At 68.0% G+C, this 23,112-nt stretch carries 17 protein-coding genes and 3 pseudogenes; 15 read left to right on the forward strand and 5 right to left on the reverse strand.

Translation table 11 applies throughout. From position 1 onward, the window contains the following. Positions 1–8 precede the first annotated feature (8 nt). Genes SALPAC6_RS0122150 through SALPAC6_RS0122165 form a run of 4 tightly spaced genes read left to right on the forward strand, consistent with a single transcriptional unit; the run spans position 9 to position 8,180 of the window. Positions 9–5,828 (forward strand): type I polyketide synthase, encoded by a 5,820-nt coding sequence (locus tag SALPAC6_RS0122150; RefSeq protein ID WP_018255510.1) that lies wholly within the window; start codon positions 9–11, stop codon positions 5,826–5,828. Positions 5,829–5,830: 2 nt separating this feature from the next. Next, complete coding sequence (locus tag SALPAC6_RS0122155) at positions 5,831–6,268, forward strand: acyl-CoA thioesterase (protein WP_018255511.1); 438 nt, start codon at positions 5,831–5,833, stop codon at positions 6,266–6,268. Next, the gene (locus tag SALPAC6_RS0122160; RefSeq protein WP_018255512.1) at positions 6,265–6,822 is read left to right on the forward strand and encodes a flavin reductase family protein; all 558 of its coding nucleotides are present in this window, start codon (positions 6,265–6,267) and stop codon (positions 6,820–6,822) included. Before SALPAC6_RS0122155 ends, SALPAC6_RS0122160 begins: the two co-directional genes overlap by 4 nt. Continuing rightward, entirely contained in the window at positions 6,819–8,180 is a 1,362-nt protein-coding gene (locus tag SALPAC6_RS0122165; protein ID WP_018255513.1) for a cytochrome P450, read from the forward strand. The genes SALPAC6_RS0122160 and SALPAC6_RS0122165 overlap by 4 nt, the downstream gene beginning before the upstream one ends. A gap of 183 nt (positions 8,181–8,363) precedes the next feature. On the opposite strand, the gene SALPAC6_RS0122170 is transcribed toward SALPAC6_RS0122165, so the two are convergent. Continuing rightward, the gene (locus SALPAC6_RS0122170) at positions 8,364–9,134 is read right to left on the reverse strand and encodes a helix-turn-helix domain-containing protein (protein WP_026189969.1); all 771 of its coding nucleotides are present in this window, start codon (positions 9,132–9,134) and stop codon (positions 8,364–8,366) included. A gap of 424 nt (positions 9,135–9,558) precedes the next feature. Here SALPAC6_RS0122170 and SALPAC6_RS30540 point away from each other — a divergent pair. The 8 genes and pseudogenes from SALPAC6_RS30540 to SALPAC6_RS0122210 form a co-directional block, all read left to right on the forward strand. After that, positions 9,559–9,708, forward strand: a pseudogene (locus SALPAC6_RS30540) (MerR family transcriptional regulator); the annotation flags it as partial. Positions 9,709–9,789: 81 nt separating this feature from the next. After that, positions 9,790–10,176 (forward strand): hypothetical protein, encoded by a 387-nt coding sequence (locus tag SALPAC6_RS30545; protein ID WP_026189971.1) that lies wholly within the window; start codon positions 9,790–9,792, stop codon positions 10,174–10,176. A gap of 397 nt (positions 10,177–10,573) precedes the next feature. After that, positions 10,574–12,496, forward strand: a complete 1,923-nt coding sequence (locus SALPAC6_RS0122185) for a CRTAC1 family protein (RefSeq protein ID WP_033774571.1) — start codon at positions 10,574–10,576, stop codon at positions 12,494–12,496. After that, positions 12,493–13,572 (forward strand): hypothetical protein, encoded by a 1,080-nt coding sequence (locus SALPAC6_RS0122190; protein WP_018255517.1) that lies wholly within the window; start codon positions 12,493–12,495, stop codon positions 13,570–13,572. Before SALPAC6_RS0122185 ends, SALPAC6_RS0122190 begins: the two co-directional genes overlap by 4 nt. 209 nt (positions 13,573–13,781) lie before the next feature. After that, positions 13,782–14,228: a hemerythrin domain-containing protein gene (locus SALPAC6_RS0122195; RefSeq protein WP_018255518.1), complete on the forward strand. Its 447-nt coding sequence runs from the start codon at positions 13,782–13,784 to the stop codon at positions 14,226–14,228. 97 nt (positions 14,229–14,325) lie between these two features. Continuing rightward, the gene (locus SALPAC6_RS0122200; protein ID WP_033666422.1) at positions 14,326–15,477 is read left to right on the forward strand and encodes a TIGR04053 family radical SAM/SPASM domain-containing protein; all 1,152 of its coding nucleotides are present in this window, start codon (positions 14,326–14,328) and stop codon (positions 15,475–15,477) included. Positions 15,478–15,598: 121 nt separating this feature from the next. Continuing rightward, positions 15,599–16,543, forward strand: coding sequence for a hypothetical protein (locus SALPAC6_RS0122205; RefSeq protein ID WP_018255520.1), 945 nt, complete (start codon positions 15,599–15,601; stop codon positions 16,541–16,543). Then, positions 16,540–18,225, forward strand: coding sequence for a peptidase M16 family protein (locus tag SALPAC6_RS0122210; RefSeq protein ID WP_018255521.1), 1,686 nt, complete (start codon positions 16,540–16,542; stop codon positions 18,223–18,225). Before SALPAC6_RS0122205 ends, SALPAC6_RS0122210 begins: the two co-directional genes overlap by 4 nt. Positions 18,226–18,555: 330 nt before the next feature. Here the strand turns inward: SALPAC6_RS0122210 and SALPAC6_RS0122220 are convergent. Continuing rightward, positions 18,556–18,990, reverse strand: a pseudogene (locus SALPAC6_RS0122220) (AfsR/SARP family transcriptional regulator); the annotation flags it as partial. A gap of 138 nt (positions 18,991–19,128) precedes the next feature. Here SALPAC6_RS0122220 and SALPAC6_RS0122225 point away from each other — a divergent pair. Further along, positions 19,129–19,797, forward strand: a complete 669-nt coding sequence (locus SALPAC6_RS0122225) for a DUF899 domain-containing protein (RefSeq protein WP_018255523.1) — start codon at positions 19,129–19,131, stop codon at positions 19,795–19,797. Between the two features lie 74 nt (positions 19,798–19,871). Here SALPAC6_RS0122225 and SALPAC6_RS0122230 read toward each other — a convergent pair whose 3' ends face one another. Continuing rightward, positions 19,872–20,732, reverse strand: a complete 861-nt coding sequence (locus tag SALPAC6_RS0122230; protein WP_018255524.1) for an SDR family oxidoreductase — start codon at positions 20,730–20,732, stop codon at positions 19,872–19,874. 175 nt (positions 20,733–20,907) lie between these two features. Then, a pseudogene (locus SALPAC6_RS28435) lies at positions 20,908–21,030 on the reverse strand (LuxR C-terminal-related transcriptional regulator); the annotation flags it as partial. 122 nt (positions 21,031–21,152) lie between these two features. Here SALPAC6_RS28435 and SALPAC6_RS0122240 point away from each other — a divergent pair. Continuing rightward, the gene (locus SALPAC6_RS0122240; protein WP_018255526.1) at positions 21,153–21,593 is read left to right on the forward strand and encodes a cupin domain-containing protein; all 441 of its coding nucleotides are present in this window, start codon (positions 21,153–21,155) and stop codon (positions 21,591–21,593) included. 61 nt (positions 21,594–21,654) lie between these two features. After that, on the forward strand, positions 21,655–22,320 hold the full coding sequence (locus SALPAC6_RS0122245) for a helix-turn-helix domain-containing protein (RefSeq protein WP_018255527.1): 666 nt from the start codon (positions 21,655–21,657) through the stop codon (positions 22,318–22,320). On the opposite strand, the gene SALPAC6_RS0122250 is transcribed toward SALPAC6_RS0122245, so the two are convergent. After that, positions 22,309–22,704, reverse strand: a complete 396-nt coding sequence (locus tag SALPAC6_RS0122250; RefSeq protein WP_018255528.1) for a VOC family protein — start codon at positions 22,702–22,704, stop codon at positions 22,309–22,311. The genes SALPAC6_RS0122245 and SALPAC6_RS0122250 overlap by 12 nt on opposite strands. Between the last annotated feature and the right edge of the window lie 408 nt (positions 22,705–23,112).

A 23,112-nucleotide genomic window follows, 5' to 3' on the forward strand; every position in this document is an offset into this window, starting at 1 on the left:
GAGATCTTATGACCAGGATCGCTGTGGTCGGGATGGCATGCCGGTACCCGGACGCCGCAACCCCACGGGAACTCTGGGAGAACGCTCTTGCCGGTCGACGCGCGTTCCGCCGGTTGCCCCCGGAGCGGATGAGTCTCGACGACTACTGGGACCCGGACGCCACGACCCCGGACACGTTCTATTCCCCCAACGCTGCGGTGATCGAGGGATATGAGTTCGATCGGATCACCTACAAGATTGCCGGGAGCACCTACCGCTCCACCGACCTGACCCACTGGCTGGCGCTGGACATGGCGGCGTCAGCCATGGCCGACGCCGGCTTTCCCATGGGAGAGGGGTTGCCGCGGGAACGCACCGGCGTGGTCGTGGGAAACACCCTCACGGGGGAGTTCTCCCGCGCCAACCAGCTCCGGCTGCGCTGGCCCTACATCCGACGAATGGTCGCCGCCGCACTGAAGGAACAGGACTGGGACGACGACCAGCTCAGCGGCTTCCTAGCTGACTTCGAGGCGACCTTCAAGAGGCCGTTCCCGCCGGTGGATGAGGACACCCTCGCTGGTGGACTGTCGAACACCATCGCTGGGCGGATCTGCAACTACTTCGACTTCAACGGTGGCGGTTACACGGTAGACGGTGCCTGCTCGTCGTCCCTGCTCTCCGTTGCCACCGCCTGCAAGACCCTGGTTGACGGCGAGGTCGACGTGGCGATCGCCGGGGGGGTGGACCTCTCCATCGACCCCTTCGAGATCATCGGCTTCGCGAAGACCGGCGCGCTTGCCCGACACGAGATGCGGGTGTACGACCGCGGTTCCAACGGCTTCTGGCCCGGCGAGGGATGCGGCATGGTCGTGCTGATGCGTGAGTCGGACGCCAACCGTGCCGGGCACCGGATCTATGCCACCATCGCGGGCTGGGGGATCTCCTCCGACGGCAAGGGCGGCATCACCCGGCCCGAGGTCAGCGGCTACCAACTCGCGTTACGGCGGGCCTACGATCGGGCCGGCTTCGGCATCGAGACGGTGGGATTCTTCGAGGGCCACGGCACTGGCACCGCCGTCGGCGACGCCACCGAGCTCAAGGCGCTGTCGCTGGCCCGGCGTGCGGCCGACCCCGATGCCCCACCTGCGGCGATCAGCTCGATCAAGGGCATGATCGGTCACACCAAGGCCGCCGCCGGGGTCGCCGGTCTGATCAAGGCGGCGATGGCCATACACCACGAGATCCTGCCCCCGACGGTCGGCTGTGTCGAACCGCATGAGCTGTTCGCTGAGCACGGCGAGGCCCTGCGGGCCCTGCGCCAGGCGGAGTCATGGCCGCGGGACGTACCCCTACACGCCGGCGTCACCGCCATGGGCTTCGGCGGCATCAACACCCACATCGTGCTGGCTGGCGACCGGCCCCGCCGGTCGACCCGGCTGGACGGCCGGTCGCGCAACCTGGCCACCTCGCTCCAGGACGCGGAGCTACTCTTGGTTGACGGGGCGTCTCCGACCCAGCTGCGCGAGCGCCTCGGCCGGTTGGTGGAGTTCGCCCCCACCGTCTCCTATGCTCAACTCGCCGACCTGGCCGCGACCCTGCACCGCGAACTGCGGGATCTGCCATACCGGGCGGCCGCGGTGGTCACCTCCCCGGCGGACGCCGAGCGGCAGCTACGCCGGATCTGCGCTGCTCTGGACGCCAACACGGTGCGGCTGGTTACCCCCGACGGTCGGTGCCTACTCGGTCACGTACGCGGCCCTGCCGCCCGGATCGGCTACCTCTTTCCCGGGCAGGGCTCCGGACGGGGTACTTCCGGCGGCGCCCTACGCCGCCGATTCTCCGATATCGCCGATGTGTACGAGCGGGCCAACCTGCCCGTCAACGGTGACATGGTCGCCACCGAGGTGGCGCAACCCCGGATCGTCACCGGTGCGCTGGCCGGGCTGCGAGCCCTGTCGTTGTTGAAGCTGGATGCCAGCGTCGCCGTCGGGCACAGCCTCGGTGAGATCGCCGCGCTGCACTGGGCTGGTTCCATTGATGACGAGGCGCTGCTGCGCATCGCCCGGCTTCGTGGCCGGACGATGGGGGAGCACAGCGCGTCCGGGACGATGGCGGACATCAACGCGTCGGCCGAGCGGGTCGCCGGGTTGATCGCCGGGCTGCCGGTAGTGATCGCTGCCCACAATGGTCCCGAGCACACCGTGGTGGCCGGCACGGTGGCGGCGGTCGGACAGGCGTGCGAGCGGGCAGCCGCCGACGGGCTGCGGGCCACCCCGCTGTCGGTGTCGCACGCCTTCCACTCCAACCTGGTGGCGCCCGCTGCGGACGCCCTCCGGGATGCGCTGTCGGTGGAGCGGTTCGACCGGGTAACCGGTTCGGTGATCTCCACCGTCACCGGGGAGGTGCTTGCCCCTGACACCGATCTGGTGGCCCTGCTGCACCGGCAGATCACCGACCCCGTGCTGTTCAGCCAGGCGGTCGCCCTGGCCGCCAAGGAGGTCGACCTATTCATCGAGGTTGGCCCCGGCGGAGTGCTCTCCGGGCTGGCCGCGGCTGCCACGGACGTCCCAGCGGTTGCGCTGGACACCGACGACGAATCCATGGTTGGACTGCTCCGGGTGGCTGGTGTCGCCTACGTCCTGGGCGTTGCTCCAGTAGACGGAATTCTCTTTCACGATCGGCTGGTGCGGCCATTGGAGCTGGGGCAGGAGTTCCGGTTCTTCAGCAGCCCGTGCGAGTCGGCACCCACCTTGCACCTGCCCGAGGGCGTCGAAGCGCGCGAGAACGGCCCGGCCAACCCCGCCGTTACGCCAGCGGCGGCGAGCGGCCGGGCCGAGGAGAGCAGCCTGGAACTGCTGCGTCGGCTGGCCGCCGAGCGAGCGGAGCTGCCGATAGAGATGGTTCATGACAGCAGCCAGCTCCTCGATGACCTGCATCTGAGCTCGATCACTGTCGGGCAACTCGTCAACCAGGCCGCACAGCACCTCCAGGTCCCGACGGCGCAGACCCCGACCAACTTCGCCACGGCGACCGTCGGCCAGCTCGCCGAAACGCTTGACCAACTCACCCGTTCCGGCGTTGGCGCCCCCGGCGAGCAGCCAGGTCCGATGCTCGTCAACGGCGTCGCCGACTGGTGTCGCGCCTGGTCGGTGGAGTGGGAGGAGGTACCGCTGCCGGCCCACTCCGGCGCCGCTTCTGCCAGTAGCTGGCAGCTGTACGCCACCGATGGTCACCCGCTCGCCGAGCCACTTCAGCAGGCGTTGCAGGCGGGCGGAGTCGGGGAGGGAGTGCTCGTCTGCCTGCCGGAACGATGCGCCGAGACGGACCTGCAGGAGGCGCTGGAGGGCGCCCGCGCCGGGATCACCGCTGGTGGTGGCCGGTTCGTCCTGGTGCAGCAGGGCGCCGGTGCCGCCGGCGTGGCGAGGACGCTGCGACTCGAGGCGCCGCAGGTCCGTACCACCATCGTGGACATCAGGCCGGAGCCGAGCGCAGTGGACCTGATTGTTCAAGAGGTTGCGGCGACCACCACCTTCAGTGAGGTGCACTACGACGAGGCGGGCCGTCGGCGGGTGCCGACGTTGCGGGTGCTGCCGGTGCAGGCGGAGCGGGACGTCCCAGTGTTGGGCCCCGATGACGTGTTGCTCGCCACCGGCGGCGGCAAGGGCATCACCGCCGAGTGCGCGTTGGCGCTTGCCGGCGACAGCGGGGCCACGCTGGCGGTGCTGGGCCGCTCCGACCCCGCCGAGGATTCGGAGTTGGCCGCCAACCTCGACCGGATGCGCGAGGCCGGGGTCCGGGTGCACTACGTCCGCGCCGATGTCGCCGATGCCGAGCAGGTCCGGCAGGCCGTCGCTGACCTGGTTGACCCGGTTGGCTCCGTGACCGCGGTGCTGCACGGTGCGGGTCGTAACGAGCCGGCCGCGCTGACCAGCGTCACCATGGAGACCCTCCGACGTACCTTCGCTCCGAAGATCGACGGGCTGCGGTCGGTGCTGGGAGCCGTCGACGGCGACCGGCTGAAGCTGATGGTCACCTTCGGCAGCATCATCGGTCGGGCTGGACTGCGCGGTGAGGCCCACTACGCCGTCGCCAACGACTGGCTGGCCGAGCTGACCGAGGAGTTCGGCCGACGTCACCCGCAGTGTCGTGCACTCTGCCTGGAGTGGTCGGTCTGGTCCGGGGTGGGCATGGGAGAGCGGCTGTCGGTGGTGGAGGCGCTTTCTCGCGATGGCATCACCCCGGTCACTCCGGATCAGGGTGTGCAGCTGCTGCGCCGGCTGATCGCGGATCCACAGGTCCCGGCCAAGGTGGTGGTGAGCGGTCGCATCGAGGGAGTTGACACGGTCCGGAGGGCCCGGCCCGAGCTGCCGCTGTTGCGCTTCGTCGACCGGCCGCTGGTCTGGTACGACGGTGTCGAACTGGTCGTGGAGACCGAGCTGAAGCCGGCGACCGACCGCTACCTTGAGGACCACCGGCTGGACGGAAACCTGTTGTTCCCGGCGGTGTTCGGCATGGAGGCCATGGCCCAGGTCGCCGCGGCGGTGGTCGGGCGCGAGGAGACCCCGGTGATTGAGCAGGCGGAGTTCCTCCGCCCGATCGTGGTTCCGCCGCAGGGCCGCACCCTCATCCGGATCGCCACCCTGGTGGTCGAGGAGGGGGTGGTTGACGCGGCCATTCACAGTGCCGAGACCGACTTCGCCGCCGTCCACTTCCGTGCCCGCCTGCGCTTCACCCGAACGCCGGCGCCGGCCGGCCCACCCGACGAGGTCCCCGACGGGCTGCCGGTGGTACCGCTGCGCCCAGCTTCGGAGCTCTACGGTGACACCCTGTTTCAGGGGGGCCGCTTCCAGCGCCTGCGCCGTTACCACCGGGCTGCGGCCCGGCACGTCGACGCAGTGGTGGCAGCGGTGGCCGACACCCGCTGGTTCGCTGACTACCTGCCGGCCACGCTGCTACTCGGTGATCCGGGCGTCCGTGATGCGCTGATGCACGGCAACCAGGTCTGCGTCCCGGACGGCACGCTGCTGCCGGCGGGTGTCGATCGCCTCTATGCTGCTGGGCCGCGGCTGCGCGGCGACGAGGAGCTGCGTTACTGTGCGGTAGAACGTAGCCGGGACGGCGACACCTATGTGTACGACATCGCCCTGCGCTCCGCTGAGGGCGCGGTCGTGGAACGCTGGGACGGGCTGCGCCTTCGTGCGGTGCGTAAGAAGGACGGCCGCGGGAGGTGGGTCACGCCGCTGCTGAGCTCCTACCTGGAGCGCAGTGTTGGTGATCTGGTCGGTGCTCAGGTCGCTGTGACCGTGCTACCGCACGCGGCCGCCGAACCACCGGAGAGCTCCGGCCGAACCGATCAGTGGCTGCGCGAGCGGCGGGCAATCACCGCCATCGCCGCCGGTCACTCGCTGGGCCATCCAGTGCAGGTGAGCTATCGGCCGGACGGCCGGCCCGAACTGCCCAATGGCCGCCAGCTCTCGGCATCGCATACCGCCGGGCTGACCCTCGCCGTGGTTGCTGAGCGGACCGTCGCCTGCGATGTGGAGCTGGTCCGCGATCGCGATGAGTCGGTGTGGCAGGGCCTGCTCGGTCCGTCTTCGGAGCTGGCCCGCCTGGTCGCCACCGACATCGACGAGTCGTATCACGCCTCGACCACCCGTGTCTGGGCTGCGCTCGAGTGCCTGCGCAAGGCGGGCCTGTCCCACCGGGCACCGCTCACCCTCCTGCGCTCGGATCGGCTGGGCTGGCAGCTGTTCAGCTCCGGGCACCTGCGGATCGCCACCCTGGTGACGACCGTCCGGGACCGGGCGGAGCCGGTTGTCTTCGCCATCCTGACGGAAGGGCAGCACTGACCATGGACAAGTACTTCGAGTATGTGCATACCGTCAGCTTTGAGGAGACCAACCTCGTCGGCAATGTCTATTACGTCAACTACCTGCGGTGGCAGGGGCGTTGCCGGGAGATGTTCCTCAAGGAGCGAGCGCCGGAGGTGCTGGCGGACCTCCGCAACGACCTGAAGCTGTTCACGCTCCGGGTGGATTGCGAGTTCTTCGCCGAAATTACTGCCTTCGATGAATTGTCGATCCGAATGCGGTTGGCGCAGCTCGCACAGACCCAGGTGGAGTTCAGCTTCGACTACGTACGACTCGATCCGGGCGGCGGAGAAACGATGGTAGCCCGCGGTGGCCAGCGGGTGGCCTGTATGCGGGGGCCGAACACCAAGACTGTGCCGGCGCGGGTACCCGAGGCGCTGATCCGGGCGCTGGAGCCCTATGCGGCGGCGGGGCTGTGACCGTCGACGAGGAGCCAGATGTGAAACCACAGCGGACAATTGCCGCCGGCACGACCGACTCTACGGCACTGCGGAGGGCGTATGGGGCGTTTGCCACCGGCGTTACGGTGGTGACAGTCGGCGGTGAAACCCCGCACGGGATGACCGCCAACTCCTTCACCGCGGTGTCGCTGGACCCGCCGCTGCTCTTGGTCTGTGTGGGCCGGACAGCCATGATGCACAGCTTCCTGGGGAATGCGGGTGAGTTCGGTGTCTCCGTGCTCACGACGCGGCAGGAGTCGGTGGCACGATACTTCGCCGATGCGCGCCGCCCGCTGGGTGCCGAACAGTTCGACCGGGTGGACTGGCAGCCGGGCCTACTGACGGGGGTGCCGCTGATCACCGGGGCGCAGGCCCACTTCGAGTGCGAGGTGTGGGGAGCGTACGACGGTGGTGACCACACCATCTTCGTCGGCCGCTTGCTGTCTGCGCAGCGGCTGCCGGACGACGAGGCGCTGTTGTTCATGTCCGGGCGATTCCATCAGCTCGAGCGACAGATGGGGGACGTGGCATGACGGTGATCGCGGACCGGGGTGGGCGGGTCCCACCCGGTCCTCCGGTTACGGCGGGCCTGCGCCTGCTGCTGGCCCTGGGGCGTGACCGACTTGGCATGATGACGTCGGCGGCGTCCGAGTACGGCGATGTCGCCCGGTTGCCGGTCGGCCCGAAGCGGCTGTACTTCTTCAACCACCCCGACCACGCCAAGCATGTCCTGGCCGACAACAATGCCAACTATCAGAAGGGCATTGGGTTGGTACACGCCCGTCGCGCTCTCGGCGACGGCCTACTGACCAGCGACGGGGAGCTGTGGCGCAAGCAGCGGCGGGTGATCCAACCGGCGTTTCTGAACCGGCGCCTGGCCCAGTACGCCGGGGTGGTCGGGCAGGAGGCGACCCGCCTCGCCGAACGGCTCGCGACGCGGGTTGATGGGCCGCCGGTGGACGTGCTGGACGAGATGACCCGGCTGACCCTGGGAGTGTTGGGCCGGACCCTGCTTGATGCAGAGCTGACGGGCTTCCGTGGCGTCGGTGAGTCCTTCGCCGCAGTGCAGGACCAGGCAATGTTCGAGCTGGAGACGCTCAGTGCGGTGCCGACCTGGATTCCCCTGCGTCGGCAGCGGCGGTTTCGGCGCGCCCGTCGGCACCTGCAGGAGGTGGTAGATGTGTTGGCCGCTGAGCGTGGTCAGGAGGTTGAGGGACGAGATGATGTGCTGTCCCGCCTGATCCTGTCCACCCGTGCGGAGGCCGACCCGCAGCTGGGGCGCCAGCGGTTGCGCGACGAGCTGGTCACCCTCCTGTTGGCCGGGCACGAGACGACAGCGAGCACGCTGGGCTGGAGCTTGCACCTGCTGGACCAGCACCCCCGGCTGCGTGAGCGGGTCCGGCACGAGGCAACGAGTGTGCTCGGCGGCCGCGTCCCCGTTTACGAGGATCTGCACCAGCTCCGGTACACGGCGATGGTGGTCCAGGAGACTATCCGGCTGTATCCGCCGGTATGGATCCTGACCCGGAGGGCGCGGGCCGATGACGAGGTCGGCGGCTATCGGGTGCCGGCCGGAGCCGACCTTCTTATCTGTCCGTACACCCTGCACCGGCACCCCAGATTCTGGGAGGAGCCAGAGCGGTTTGACCCGGAGCGGTTTGATCCTGCCGGTCTCACCAACCGACCGAGGTACGCCTACATACCATTCGGGGCCGGCCCGCGGTTCTGTGTCGGCACCAATCTCGGAATGCTGGAAGCCACCCTGGTTCTGGCGGTGCTTCTGCGCGACCTGCGGCTTGAGGGGCTGCCGGGGCGAGCCGTGACACCTGAGCCGATGCTGTCCCTGCGAGTGCGCGGCGGCTTGCCGATGACCGTGCGGCGAGCCGACTGACGCCCTGGGCCAGCCCGGTGGGGGCGGATCGCGATGCCCTGATCCCCTCGCGGCTGGGGCGGTACAAAGATGGGGGTGGCGGTCTCATGGTTGGTCGAGCACCGTCGGGTGTGTCACGTCACGTACCTGGAATCGCCGGCGCGTCCCGTGCGTACGCGCCGGCGATCCGCAGGGGGAGCTGGTTCAGGCGGCGATGGCTGGGGGTGAGGAGGCGGCGTACTGCCGCTCGAAGGCGGCCTTCCGGGTGTCGAGGAGAGCGAGCAGGACCGGTGGATCCAACTTGGACACGGGCTTGAGTTGCGCATCGATGTCGTACCGCTGGCGACCGCGGACGACGAGTGGTCCGACGGTCGCCACCAGCATGCTTCTCGGCTGGAGCCGGAGCATCTCACCAGACATGGCGTGGCACAGCAGGTACCAGGTCCCGTCCGGGACGTTGGTGAAGCGGAAGTGGCCGGGGGTGTCGAGGATCGCGCAGCGGATCGGCAGTCCTTCAGGGATCCGATGCTGGAACAGCCCCATGAAGATCAGGCCGGGGGTCGATCCGTGGCTGTCCGCCGTGACTCGACCGCTTACGGTCGCGTATCCCGTCGAAATCTGCTGGGTGGGGATTCGCCCGGTGTAGCCACCCATCCGCCGGTAGGTCGTAGGCGGTAGTCCAACGCTCTTGGTGAACCGGGTGCTGAAGGTGCCGACGCTGTTGTAGCCCACGCGGAGGCTGATGTCTGTCACGTTCAGGTTGGTCGTCATGAGGAGTCGCTTCGCCTCTTGGAGTCGGATCGCCGAAAGGAACCGACCGGGTGATATCCCCGTTACTCTCTGAAAGATTCGGGTGAAGTGAAACTTACTGAACATGGCCGCTTGTGCCATATCGTCCACTGTTAATTGATCAGAGAGGTTGTTCCGCATCTTGTCGATGGCGCGAACGACGGCTCTTTCGGCGGCATCCTGCATTTCTCTCTCCCCCAGAACGTGCGGACATGGTGCGGCATTGCTGAGGTTGTTGCCATTACCACAAACGGATCTTTGGCAATTATCTGCCGCTGGATAGCTGATATTAGCCTAGCTTCAGGTGCTGGTCAAGGCGAAGAGTTGCGGAAGGTCGGCTCAGCGGTATGGCGGTAACCTTATCAATTCTTGCCCTTAGTCTGGTTGTGGTGCTAACTGCTTCTGAATGTCGGCGCTACAGTTTTGTCTATTGGAACTCGCCACTATCCAAGCGTGCTGCGGACAGTGGGCGGCGGAGGGCTGTTCCGCCTAGTTGGTGTAGGTTAGTGCAGGTCTGCCGGGTCGAAGGTGGCCAGCGAAAATCGATGAATGGCTCTTTGCTGATGCCTGTGGCAGGATTGCCCCGCAACGTTTTGCCAGGGGAGGACGCTTGCGAATCTCGGAGCTATGTCGGCAAAGTGGTGTTTCAGTCCCGACGATCAAGTTCTACCTGCGCGAGGGACTTCTGCCGCCTGGGAATCCCACTGGTCGCAACCAGGCTGACTACGGTGAGCGGCATCTGCGACGTATCCGCCTCATTCGCACGCTGACCGGGGTCGGCGGTCTCGACCTTGCCTCCGTGCGTGGCATCCTCGCTGCGATTGATGATGATCAAGTTTCGTTGGGTGAGGCCTATCAGGTCCTGGACCGGGCGCTCGCCCTTGACGGCGCCAATTCGCTCGGGCCGTTGGCCGTGGCCTACGCCCGAGAGGAGGTCGAGGCGCTGGTGGCGTCGATGGGCTGGAGTCACCAGGTCAGCGCAGATGGGCGGGAGGTGCTGACTGAGGTGCTGGCGAACCTGCGTCTTCTCGGCTGCGACGCAGGTGTCTCCTTCTTTGCCCCCTTTGCTCGGGCGGCGGAGGAGGTGGCGCGGGCGGAGCTGGATCTGGCCTGCGAGGCCGATGAGAACGACCGGAAGGGTCCGGCAATAGTCCGCGGAGTGCTGTTCGGGGTGGCCCTGGCCGCCCTGCGCCGGATGGCGCGTGAACACCACTTGGCACTGCGATGAACCAAGCTATACAAAGAGGCGCAGCGTCGTCCTGTGCTGATGTCTATCAGTGCGCGCGGGTCACGGTTCGGCCATTGAGCAACTTTTGAGAAGAACTCCGGCGGTGCTCCCGGCACGATAAGTGTGCTGAGATTCAGTTCTGGCCTATCTGAATGGCCGACAACGTGAAGGGATTGCTGGGCCATTTGTGATCCGGCTGAGAACTACCGCATCTCGGCAAGAACGTAGTGTCGCGACAACAGGTCGCTAATCTGTCCCTTGGCTGCTGGTGACCACCGGTCCGCCCGACCTGTCGGCTGAATTTCCGTACCTGGAATCGGTAGTGGCCCCTACCTGGAGGGAACCATTGTCACCCCAACCTGTCGGTGTGATCCGCCGAACGCTTCCCGCACTCCTCGTGCTCGTCCTGGCGGCCGCGCTCTTCGCGGTGGCCCGCCTGCCCAGCGCGTCGGCCTCCGAACGGCAGGCGCTCGCCTCCCGGTACGGCTTCACGGAACTGCCTATCGCGCTGCCGTCGGGGCTGCCCCAGCGCACTGTCCGGCCAGTCAACCCGTCCTACGAGCATATCCGGGCGTGGGTGTCATCGGTCGGCGCGGCGGTCGCAATCAACGATCTTGATGGTGACCGGCTCGCCAATGATCTGTGCGTGGTGGACACCCGGAGTGACACCGTGGTCGTCACGCCGTCGCCGGACGGGCCGGCCCGGTACGCGCCGTTCGTGCTTGATCCGAGGCCACTGCCCACGCACTCGGCGATGGCGCCGATGGGCTGCGTCCCCGGCGACTTCAACGGCGACGGATTGATCGACGTGTTGGTCTACTACTGGGGGCGGACGCCGGTGCTGTTCATGCACAGATCCGGTGCGAGTTCGACACTCGGCGCGGCGACGTTCCGTCCCACTGAGTTGATCGCCGAACAGAACTCCAACAACGGCGTCTACCAGGGCAAGCTGTGGAACACCAACGCCGTCGCGGTCGCCGACTTCGACGGCGACGGACATCCAGATATCGGGGTGTTCAACTACTTTCCGGACAGCCAGGTGCTCGACCCCGCCGGTCAGCCGAATGTCGAGATGAACCACTCGCTGTCGCACGCCGAGAACGCCGGCGGCGCGCACCTCCTGCGCTGGGTCTCAGCCACCACCGGTGACCAGCCAACGGTGGCCTACGTCGAGGAGCCGGCGATCAAGCCGCAGTACGCCACGGGCTGGACGCTCGGCGCGGGCTCGGCTGACATCGACGGTGACCTCCTGCCCGAGCTCTACCTGGCCAACGACTTCGGCAAGGATCGCTTCTTCCACAACGTCTCCACCCCCGGCAAGATCCGTTTTGAGCTGGTCGAGGGACGGCGGGGTGCCTTCACCCCTAAGTCGCTGGTCATCGGGCATGACTCATTCAAGGGAATGTCGATCGAGTTCGGTGACCTGAGCGGTAGCGGCCGCTTCGACATGTTTGTCAGCAACATCACCACCTCCTGGGGCCTGGAGGAGAGCACCTTCGTCTGGATGAACAACGCGGTCGACGCTGCTGACGCCCAGCAACGACTGAGTCAGGGGATCGCGGTCTTCGACAACAAGGCGGCCTCGCTCAACCTGGCCTGGGTCGGATGGGGGTGGGATGCCAAGATAGCGGACTTCAACAACAGCGGCGAGATGTCCGTTGTGCAGACCGCCGGCTTCGTCAAGGGCGAGACCAACCGCTGGAACCTGCTCCAGGAACTGGCGATGAGTAACGACCTCATGCTGCGGAACCCGGCCATGTGGCCGAACGCTGAGCCGGGGGATGACATCGCCGGTGCCCAGCCCTTCGCCTTCTGGGTGCGGGAGGGGAACGGCCGTTATGCCGACATCGCCGCCGAACTCGGCATGACCGACACGACGCCCAGCCGTGGCGTGGCGGTCGCCGACACCAACGGTGACGGCGGTCAGGACTTTGCCGTGGCCCGACAGTGGGATGCTCCCTCCTACTACCGCAACGACCGCCCCGGCCAGGACAACTTCCTCGGTCTCCGGCTCTACCGTCCGGCCGCCCCGGGCGCTCCGGCCGGCGTGCCCGGTACCCCCGCCTATGGCGCCAAGGTCATCGTCCGCACCACCGACGGTCGTACCCGGGTGGCACAGCTCGACGGTGGCAGCGGCCACTCGGGCAAGCGCAGCTTTGACGTCTTTTTCGGACTCGGTGAAGCCGGTAGCCAAGCAGTCTCCGCCGAGATCCATTGGCGCGACCGCACCGGCAATCCGCACACGCAGACCCTCGATCTCACGGCCGGCTGGCACGACCTGCTGCTCACCGATGACGTTCAGGAGATGAAGGCACAATGACCGACATCCGAGACAGCGTCCGGGCTGATGCGGGGGCAGCCGGCGCCGCGCCGCCAGCCGACGCCGCTCCGCCCCGTACCGCCACCGTCGCCAGTTTCGACCGCCACGCCCCGGCTACCCGGGACGCCCCGCCGCGGATGGGCAGCCGCGACCCCCGCTACCTGGCACTGCGAAACTTTGCGATCTCCATCAGCGTCTTCAACATTCTCGGCTACACGGTGCTCGGCTTCGAGCAGCCGTGGACCTGGCCGCTCTTCGCCGTGGCCGTCGGCTACGGCATTGAGATCATCGTCGAAATGACCACCGCCTGGGCACACCGTCGGCGGCCGGCTTTCCTGGGCAACGGTGCCTGGGGTGTCTACACCTTCCTGCTGCCGGCGCACATCACCGCGCTCGCGGCGAACATGCTGCTCTATGCCAACGACCAGTTCTGGCCAATTGCGTTCGCGGTCGTGGTCGCGATCGGGCAGAAGGCGCTCTTCCAGGCGCCCATCCGCGGCCGGATGCGGCACTTCATGAACCCATCCAACCTCGGCATCACGGTGACCCTACTCGTCTTCTCCTGGGTGAACATCGCGCCGCCGTACCACTTCACCGAGAACGTGCCGGACGTGATGCAGATCCTCGTGCCACTGATCATTATCACCTCCGGGACCGTCCTCAACGGCGTTCTCACCAAGAAGATCCCACTCATCGTGGGTTGGGTCGGTGGCTTCGTGATCCAGGCCGTGGTGCGGCATCTCATCTGGGACGTGCAGCTCTGGGCGGCGCTCGTGCCCATCTCCGGGGTCGCGTTCGTCCTGTTCACCAACTATATGATCACCGACCCGGGCACCACCCCCATGAAGGGGCGTGCCCAGTTCATCTTTGGTGCCTCGGTGGCCGCGGTCTACGGCGTGCTGATGGTCTTCAACGTCGTCTACACCCTGTTCTTCGCGGTGACCCTCGTCTGCCTGGGTCGCGGACTGATCTGGTGGGGGATCTGGCTGCGGGATCGGTTGCGGGAACGGGCCACCGCCGAGGAGCCGGCCGCCGCGACCGCTTCGCTGGTGGGGGCGAGTGCCCGCCCGGCGTGACCTCACCGGGTGCGACGGCGCCCCCACGTTCCGATCTCGGGACGTAGGTCGACGGCCGGTCCGCCGCCTCTGGGGCGGACCGGCCGTCGAATCCGGGCGTCCGGGTAGGTGACCTACTCCAGACGAGGGCAGGCCGAACGGCCCTAGGTGCTTCGGGTTTACCGGGGCAAGGTAGATGTATTCCCCACATCATGGTCGGGAGGTCGGTCATGTGTAACTACTGTGGCTGTCGGGAGTTCCCGCTGATCGGGCAACTGACCGCCGAACACGAGGCGATCGCGAACGCTGCCGGACGCCTGCGTACAGCGATCAACTCTGGCGCGGACAACCGCATTGCTCTCCTCGACGACCTGCTCGCGCTGCTGATGCCGCACACCGAAGCCGAGGAACGCGGCCTCTTTCTCGAGCTGCGCGCCGAGGGCACCCTCACCGAAGCGGTGGAGCAGCTGTGCGACGAGCACGACGACATCCACGGCGTCCTCAGTACCGTCGACCGTGCGGCACCGGACTGGTCGGCGGTGCCGGCCGCCCTGGACCGGCTGCACCGGCACATCGACAACGAGGAACACGGACTGTTCCCCGCCGCGGTCATCGCGCTGCCGATATCCGCCTGGGACCGGCTGACCCCGCAGCAGTCAGCGGCCCAGCAGGCGTGATGCCACCGCCGACCGTGGGCAGCGCCCCATGACGACGAGCCGGCAGAAGGCATCGCATCGGAGCCCGGGCGCACCGGTGCGGACACCGAAACAGAACGTGGGGGAACGTCCCTTCATCGTGATCTGGGAGGCCACCCAGGCGTGCCCGCTCGCCTGCCTGCACTGCCGGGCCTCCGCCCGTCCCGACCGGGACCGCGCCGAGCTGAACACCGCGCAGGCGACCGCGCTGATGACGCAGGTGGCCGAGTTCGGGCGGCCCGCGCCGCTGTTCGTGATCACGGGCGGGGACCCGTTCCAACGCCCCGACCTGGAGTTGTTGGTCCGCCGCGGCACCGAGCTCGGCCTACCCGTGTCGGTTTCGCCATCAGGTACACCCACCCTCACCCGTCCGGCGCTGGCAGCGTTGCACGCTGCCGGGGCACGGGCGGTGTCGCTGAGCCTCGACGCTGCCACTGCCGCCGGACACGACGGTTTCCGGGGTGTCCCCGGCGTGTGGGACCTGACCATGCAGGCCTGGCGCGACGCCGCCGACCTTGGCCTCAAGGTGCAGATCAACAGCACTGTGACCAGGAATAACGTCCATGATCTGCCGGAGCTCGCCGCCCAGGTACGCGACTACGGCGCCCTGCTCTGGAGCGTCTTCTTCCTTGTCCCGACCGGGCGGGGTCAGGCGCTTCGGAGCCTGGACGCCGTCCAGACCGAGGACGTGCTCAACGTTCTGTACGACCTCGGTGAGACCATCCCGGTCAAGACCACCGAGGCCCACCACTTCCGCCGGGTCTGCCTGCAACGCGAGGCGCTGGCCCGGCGGGGCGACGACCACGTTCGCCTCCTCGGCCTCGGGCGGCTGTACCGGCAACTGCGCGACGACCTCGACTCGCGCGGGTTGACCGGTACCGCCAGCCGGGTCCGGCGTGCGCCGCTACGGGTGAGTGCCGGTAACGGGTTCGTCTTCGTCTCCCACCGCGGCGACGTGCACCCCAGCGGTTTCCTGCCGGTGATAGCGGACAACGTACGGCAGCGATCGCTCCGCGACATCTACCGTGACTCGGCGTTGTTCACCGCGCTGCGTGACCCGGATCGGCTCGGCGGTCGCTGCGGCACCTGCGAGTTTCGCACCGCCTGCGGCGGATCACGGGCCCGGGCGTACGCGGTGACCGGCGATATCTGGGCCGAGGACCCGTCCTGCGGCTATCGGCCTGACTCCTTTCCACACCAGACGGAGCTGTCTCTGGCTGGGCCACGGTGACCGGCTCTCGGGCGGATGACGCAGCAATACATCACGAATCGGGGTCACTGTCACTGTGTTGCCGCCGGGGGCCGGCTAATCCGGTTGGTTGGTAGCGCCACAGTCCGCTTAGGATCCCCGCATGCCTGCCGCGCCCGTGCTCACCACCGACCTCGCTACCGCCTACCGCGAGCTCTCCGACCTGCGTGCTGGTGTGCTGGACGGTGACTGGGTCGCGCTGCGACGCGTGGTTGACGGCCAGCGCCCAGCCACCCGGACCGAAATGATCTCTTATGCTGGCTCACTGCCGCCGACCGAGGCGCTCGCCCAACGCCAGGTCGAGGCCGATCCGGCCAACGGGCTTGCCGCCGCGCTGCTCGGCGAATCCCTGATCGTGAAGGCCTGGGACGTACGAACCGGGTATCAGGCCCAGCATGTCAGCCAGAACCAGTTCCGCGAGTTCCATCAGATCCTGCGTGGCGCCGAGCGGATGTTGATTGACGCCGCCGCGTACCAGCCGGGCGACCCGGCGATCTGGTATTGCCGCCTGCTCACCGCCCGGGGTCTGCAACTCGGCCAGGCTGAGGCACGTCGCCGCTACGACCGGCTAGCCGAGAGCGACCCGCACCATCTGCCGGGGCAGCTGCAGTACCTGCAGCAGATCTGTCCGAAGTGGGGTGGCTCGTTCGACGAGATGCACTCCTTCGCCTGGGCGGCGATGTTGGCTGCGCCGGAGGGTGCGGCACAGGGCAGCCTGGTCGCGCAGGCCCACTACGAGCACCTGATCGGCCTCGAGGGCAGACAACAGGACGACTACCGCAGGGACCTTCGGGTCCGGGAGGAGCTACGTGAGGCCGCCGCCCGATCGGTGCTGCATCCGGCTTTCGGCACGGAACACGGCTGGGTCGACGCGGTCAGCCGGTTCGCCTTGATCTACAGCGTCCTCGGCGACCACGCCCTCGCAGCTCCGTACTTCGCTGCGGTCGGCAATCTGGTCAGTGAGAACGTCTGGGGATACTTCAATGACCCGGTGGAGACGTTCGACGGTTTTCGCCGTGAGGCGATGACGAAGGGTGGCTGGCGATGATCCGGCAGCTGGAGGTCGACGGGGTGCCGGCGTTGCTTGCCCCGACTGCGGGGCCCGCCCACGCCGGACTGATGTTCCGGGTCGGTCAGGCCGACGAGACCCTGGCCCGGCGGGGGATTACCCACCTGCTGGAACATCTCGTCTTGTACCCGCTGGGCACCGCCGACTACCACTACAACGGCACCACCGGCAGCGTCGTCACCCACTTTCACCTACAGGGATCGGTTGACGACATCACCACGTTCCTGACCGGTGTGTGCAAGAGCCTGCGGGAGTTGCCGGCCAGTCGGGTGGAGACGGAAAAAGCCATCCTGCGGACCGAGTGGAACAGCCGTTCCGGCTCCAGCCTGGATGGTCTGCCACTGTGGCGATACGGTGCCCGCAGCCACGGCCTGCTCAGCTACCCCAAGTGGGGCCTGCACGCGGTCTCCCTGGAGGACCTGCAGGACTGGGCCCGGCGCTACTTCACCAAAGAGAACGCGGTGCTGTGGCTGGCGGGGGCGGAGCTACCGGCCGGGCTGCGAATCGACCTTCCATCCGGGCAGCGGATGCCGGTCCCCGCGCCGTCGTCGGCGCTGCCCCAGACGCCGGCGTTCTTCTCCGGCTCCGGCGGCCTAACCGCCGTCAACGCCGTGGCCCCCCGTAGCGTCACCGCCAGCGTCTTCGCCGGGGTGCTGGAGCGGGAACTCTTTCAGGCGCTGCGCCAACGGGACGGACTGTCCTACACCGCTGCCACCAACTACGAACCGCGTGGCGACGGGTACGCGACCATAACCGCACTCGCCGATGCCCTGCCCGAAAAACAGGACGCGGTGCTCGGCGGATTCATTGACGTACTGGCGAAGGTTCGGGTCGGTCGGATCGACGAGGCGAACATCGCTGCGGTGATCGGCAAGGCCACGGAGGCGCTCTCCGCCGATGACGCCGACAACGCCCGGCTCGCCTCCGCTGCCTTCGACGTGCTCACCGGGGAGGGCGTTACCGCCAGCGACGACCTGCTACGACAGGTGAAGGAGGTTACCCCGGAAGCGGTACATGAGGTCGCGACCGACGTACTCGCTGACTCGTTGCTGATGACGCCGTATGGGCGGACCGCGGACTGGGCCGGATTCGTGGCCGCGCCGACCTCCTCGGCCACCAGGGTCACCGGCACCGACCACCCCGGGCGGGGCGGTCTGGCACAGCGACTCGTCGTCGGGACCGACGGGGTGAGCCTGGTCAGCAAGGGCAGTGACGAGTTCGCCACCGTGCACTACGACACGTGTGCCGCGCTGCTCACCTGGCCGGACGGCGGCCGACAACTCCTTGGCGAGGACGGCATCTCGATTCGCCTCGAGCCGACTCTCTACCAGGGCTTGACCACCGAAGCGGTGGATCGGGGAGTGCCCGCGCAGCTTCGGGTGGAGCTGCCAGCTCGCGACCCAGAGGAGATCCCACAGCCGCCCCCGGTTTCCCGGCGACCCGGTCTGCTCCGCCGTTTCACCACGTTCAGCACCCGGAAGAAGGCTCGGGTCGTCACACTCGGCTGCCTTGCGACCGGAGCTTCCGGTCTGTCCCTGGCGTTGCTCATCGGCACGATGGCTGGCCAGGTGGAGCCCAGGGGGTTGACCATCATCAGCGGCTTGGTGGGCCCCGCTCTGCTCGTCTATTCGGTCGTGAAAGTCTGGAAGGAGCCGGGCTGAGTCACCCCACGTCCGCCGGCGGCCGAGTGGCACCGGTCCCAGGCGGAGTGCGAGCTCAGTTCGCACCGGAGGAGGCGTACGCCTGCTCCGGGCGCAGCTCCCTGCCCCGGTCGAACGCCTCGGCGAACGCCGGAGCACCCAGCGCGGCGCGGGCGGCTGCGGTGATTCGGTCCACGTCTCCCCGCTCCCCGGCTGGTAATGGCGCGCCTACCGAGTCACGCGCCATCGCCGCCGCGCCGAGTAGCCGAGCCGCCTCCGTGGGGCGGCCGTCGACGGTTGCCACGCCGGCCAGCCCCTCCAGCGCCAGCGCCTGCGCCCGGGGGTCGCCGACGGTGCTCGCCAGGTCGAACGACTCGGCGTGCAGGCCACCAGCCCCAGCGCCTCGTCGAGGAGCGCGGCCCGGGTGTGCGCGGTGGCGGTGTTGGCGGCCTGCTCCAGCAAGGCCGTGAACCGTTCGACGTCGGTCGGTTCCGGGCCGGTGCGGAGCAGGTATCCCGGTGGGTGGGAGACCACGCGGTCGCGGGCGCCGGGGGTCGCGGCGTTCAACGCCCGCCGTAGTCGCCATACCTTCGTCTGCAGCGCTCCGGTCGGATTGGCTGGTGGACGGTCCGCCCACAGGCATTCGAGGAGCCGGTCGACTGATACCGGATGTCCCTCGTGGGCCAGCAGAGCGGCGAGCAGGAGCCGGACCTTCGCGTCGGGCACGGTGACCGGTGTGCCGTCCGCCGTCCAGACGGCCAGCGGACCAAGGAGCCCGAAACGCATGGTGTCACCGTAGCCCAGCGCCCGTCGCCGAGCCGTGATCTCACCGGGAGTGGATTGGGAGTGGATTGGGAGTAGCGCCGGGCAGGGTGGACCAGGAAGCCGGGATGAACCGGTCGCACCCCAGGAACGGAGAGAGTCGTGAACCTGCCACCGGTTGTGTCCGCCCAGGAGTGGCAGGCCGCGCGCGAGCGGCTGCTGGTCAGGGAGAAGGAGGCGACCCGAGCTCGGGACGTGCTCGCCGCGGAGCGCCGCCGGCTGCCGATGACCCGCATCGAGCAGAAGTACGTCTTCGACGGGCCCGCCGGCCGGGTCAGCCTGGCCGACGTGTTCGAGGGACGGCGGCAGCTGGTTGTCTACCACTTCATGCTCACGCCCGGCTCGTCGCACCACTGTGAGGGCTGCTCAATGTTCGTTGACAACCTCGGGCATCCGGCCCACCTCCACGCGCGGGACACCACACTCGCGTTGATCTCGCGGGCGCCCCGCGCCGAGATCACGCCGTTCCAGGAGCGGATGGGCTGGACGTTGCCCTGGTACTCGTCCTACGGCACCGACTTCAACCCCGAATTCGGGCTGACGTCGGAGGCGGGGGAGACCTTTGGCCTGAGCGTCTTCCTGCGCGACGGCGACGATGTGTACCGCACATATTTCACCACTGGGCGCGGCGTAGAGGCCCTCGGCAGCAACTGGACGCTGCTCGACCTGACCCCGCTGGGCCGACAGGAGATCTGGGAGGACACTCCGGCCGGGCGGCCGCAGGGCACGCCGTACAGCTGGTGGCGGCTGCACGACGACTACGACGGGTAGCTGGGGCCGGTGTGCGTACCCGACGGAGGACCCTGATGGACATCAACGAGAGCCCGATCAGGAGGCTGCTGTCCCTACTGGCCGACCCAGCTCCGGGTCTCCCCCAGGACGGCCGAGCCACTGAGGTCCGACAGCGACTGACCCACAAAGTCACGTGCCTCGTTCGAGGTCTGCGTTCGGAAGGGCATCTCCGGAGCGGTCAGAACCTGCATGACCACCGCCGCAACCTCGTCGGGGGTCTGCGGCTTGCCGGTGTCCGCCTCGTACCTGGCCAGGGTTCGCTGCACGTACGCGGTCAGCGCCGGCGCGTACGGCCCGGCCTCCGCCACCATGGCCTCAATGTCAACGTTGGCGTTGGCGACGAACTCACTGGTCACCGCGGCAGGCTCGACGACGCCGACCTGCACGCCAACCGTGCGGGCGACCGGCGCCAGCGACTGCATGAAGCCCTCGACGGCGAATTTGGCGGCACAGTACGCCTCGTTGAACGGCTGACCAACACCGCCGCCGACGCTGCTGATGGTCAGTAGGCGGCCGCTGCTGGCCCGCAGGTACGGCATCGCCGCGCGGGAAACCTGGACCACGCCGAAGAAGTTCACGTCGACGCAGGCACGGATGTCGGCGAGGCTGTCGTTTTCCAGCGTCCCGAGGTGCGCGGCGCCGGCGTTGTTGACAACGGCATCGAGTCGGCCGTGCTCGGCTGCCACCGAGTCGACGCATTTCCGGACCGACTCGTCGTCGGTGACGTCGAGGACACGGATGTCCAGCGACACCCCGGCGGTCTCCGCCGCGGTGTTCAACGCCACCGCCCGGGTGGTGTTTCGCATCGTGGCCACGGTTGTCCAGCCCGCTCGGGCGCTGGCGATGGCGGTGGCCAACCCGATGCCGGAGGACGTTCCAGTGATCAGAATGCAGCGATTCGTACCTGTGCTCATGTCGCACTCCCAGTCGGAACGGGATGTCCGGTCGCCCGAGAAAGCGCGATGCGTTTGCCAGGGGCGTCTGTTCAGGATGACGGTACGCGGTGGGCCTGGTCGAGGCCGTCGAGTTGCGGGAACCAACGGCCGCCCGACGCAAGGATATGGGTGGATCGTTTCGGCAGCCGCCGGGTCAGCGGACGACACCGTTGCGATATGCCCAGATCACGATGTTGACGCGGTCCCGTACGTCGAGTTTGGCCGGCACCCGGCCGACGTGGGTTTTCACCGTGACCTCGGCAGGGTGTAGCCGTCGGGGCGTTCTGTCTAGCGGATCTTGACGGTATGTCCGCAGTCCCTGTTACCGTCAGGCCGTCGCCTTCGTGCTGGGCCCGGTGGCTTCTCCCCTGGGTGACACCTCAGCGAGAGGAGTTTCGCGTGTCGGATGTGCAGCGGTCGGAGCTGGTCGCGCTGCTCGACCTCGCGCCCCACCCCGAGGGTGGCTGGTACCGAGAGACGTGGCGCTCGACGCAGATACTGCGTCCCGCCGGGTACGACGGCAGCCGTAGCGCGGCTACGGCCATCTACTTCCTGCTGCACCCGGGTGAGCGTTCCCGTTGGCATGTGGTGCGCTCGGACGAGCTGTGGCTGTGGCACTCGGGCGGCCCGTTGACGCTGCGGTTCGGCGGTTCTGGCCAGCAGCCGGCGGATGAATCCAGGTACGTCACTCTCGGTGTGGATGTCGCCGCCGGTCAGCGTCCGCAGGTGCTGATTCCGGGTGGGACGTGGCAGGCGGCGATCCCGGCGGGTAGCCAACCGGTCCTGGTCAGCTGTGTGGTGGCGCCTGGGTTCGACTTCGCGGACTTCCAGCTGGAGTAGGTTGTCGCTGGGGGAGCGGAGGCCGACGCGCAGGTCACACCCGCTGAGGAGGATCGCAGGCGTGTACGAAGAATGGGCCTCGCCGCTGCCGTACGTCGTCGCGTGGCGGAGCGTCACGTCACCGGATGGCGCTCCGACGCGGGTGCTGCCCGACGGCTGCCTCGACCTGATCTGGCGGGACGGTGCGGTCTTTGCCGCCGGGCCGGACACGACGGCCCGGGTGGCGCCTTCCGCGCCGGGCAGCCACTACGCCGCGCTCCGGTTCGGCGCCGGGACCGGGCCCGGTGTGCTCGGCGTGCCCGCCGGCGAGATGGTCGATCGGCAGGTGCCGTTGGAAACGGTGTGGCCGGCGGCGGCCGTCCGTACCATCGCCGAGGCGGCGGATCCGCTCGCCGCCCTGACGGCCGTCGCGCGCCGTCGCTGGCCCGGCACCGACCGTGCGATGGTCGCCTTGGTCGGCGCCGCGCGGGCCGGATTGTCCGTTGGCTTGGTCGCGGCGCGCTGCGGCCTCAGCGCCCGGCAGTTGCAGCGACGCACCAATGCCGCGTTCGGTTACGGGCCGAAGACCCTGCACCGGATCCTGCGAATGCGGCGGGCCGTCGCGTTGGCGCGGACCGGCCAGCCCCTCGCGTCGGTAGCGACCGAGGCGGGCTACGCCGACCAGGCCCACCTCGCCCGTGAGGTACGGGCGTTGGCGGGGGTGCCGCTCACCGTGCTACTTCGGTGACGTGAGCTGGGCGAAGAGGTCCACGATGTTGCCGTCCGGGTCACGTACCTGTGCATAGCGTTGTCCCCACGGTGCGTCCCAGGGATCCTGGACCGACGGATATCCGGCGGCGACGAGGTCGGCGTGGAGCTTCTCCACCTCGGAGGTGTCCGCGCAGCGAAAGGCCCAACCGCCTGAGGGCGGCGCGGGTTGATAGCCGGGGTCGAACGACCGTAACGAGGCGTGGGTGTCCCACATCAGTCGGATGCCGCCGGAGACGGTCACCTCGACGTGCGACTCATCCTCTGCGCCGGCCGCAAACGACAGGCCGAGTCGGCGGTAGAAGGAAAGTGATGCTGCCATGTCGGCCACCGCAAGGCCGATCGCGCTGAAGGTGGGTGCCATGACCTCGATGGTACGAACGGCTCGCGCCCCCGTCTTGAACGAATCGGACGGGCGCTGGGGCTGTCCTGGTCCGGGCGGACACCCCGACCGCCACACCCTCGTAGGTCGGAGTTTCCCTCGCCGGCCCGCCGCAATGCGAGCAGCGGCTCCAGGATGCTGGGGGTGGTCGCCTCGGTATTGCCGAGCAGCACCAACCGGCGGCCCAGTTCCGAATGCTGACCGGGGCCAGCTGGAAGCGGGACGCTGTGGAGTCGGCTACGACGACATCGTCGCCCTGTCGTACCACCGTGTCCACTTCGGTCATGGTGCCTAAGCTGGCGCGCTGCGGGCGCTCAGCCCTGGTGGGGTGACAGCGAACAGGGAAGTTTCGAGAATGTTTCCGAAAACTCTTGCAAATTCTTTCAGGGA

Origin of the sequence: Salinispora mooreana (assembly GCF_000379065.1) — a bacterium.
In the GTDB taxonomy this organism is placed as follows: Bacteria; Actinomycetota; Actinomycetes; order Mycobacteriales; family Micromonosporaceae; genus Micromonospora; species Micromonospora mooreana.